Origin of the sequence: Kineococcus vitellinus (assembly GCF_009906315.1) — a bacterium.
GTDB classification, from domain to species: Bacteria; Actinomycetota; Actinomycetes; order Actinomycetales; family Kineococcaceae; genus Kineococcus; species Kineococcus vitellinus.
In genome coordinates this window covers 1-679 of sequence record NZ_JAAALL010000621.1, presented here as the reverse complement: position 1 = coordinate 679, position 679 = coordinate 1, and the positions used below count along the sequence as shown (strand labels likewise).

1 protein-coding gene is annotated in these 679 nt (G+C 79.4%); it reads left to right on the top strand.

The features are described 5' to 3' along the window. A partial coding sequence (locus GTQ99_RS23780; protein ID WP_205708138.1) for a CAP domain-containing protein occupies window positions 1-400 on the top strand: 400 nt, incomplete at its 5' end. Window positions 401-679 lie beyond the last annotated feature (279 nt).

Sequence of the window (679 nt, the reverse complement as noted above, 5' to 3'; positions counted from 1 at the left end):
CCCCGCACCCGCCGCACCGGTGGACCCGCAGGTCCGGCTGGTGCTGGAGCGCACCAACGCCGCCCGCACCGCCGTCGGCTGCGCGCCGCTGCAGCTGGCCGACCCGCTGACGAGGGCCGCCGACCGGCACAGCGCCGAGATGGCCGCCACCGGCACCATGACCCACACCGGCCTCGACGGCAGCACCCCGCGCACCCGGCTGGCCGCCGTCGGCGTCCTGCCCCGGCGCACCGCGGAGAACGTGGCCTTCGGCTTCAGCGCCGCCGCCGTCGTCGACGCCTGGCTGGCCAGCCCCGGCCACCGCGCCAACCTCCTGGACTGCCGCCTCGGCCTCGTCGGCATCGCCGAGCGCACCGGTGCCGGCGGGCCCTACTGGACGCAGGTCCTCGCCGGCGTCTGAGCCCGGCACCCGGTCCGCCGCCGACCCGCTCGCCGCGCCCGGCGGTGCGGGTCGCGGCAGACTGGGCGCGCGCTGGAACCCGACCGGCGCCCAGCTCGTCGCAGCACGGGGTGTCGAGGAGGTGCGGAGGTCGCACCCGCACCGCCGCCGGGAGGTCGTCGTGTCCGCAGCACCGTGGTGGGAGGAGTTCCGCGCGGCGCAGGCGGAGGACCCCGCGGGTCCCACCCGGCAGGCCACCCCGCCCCCGCACGTCGAGCGCACCCCGCGCCGGGTGTGGAG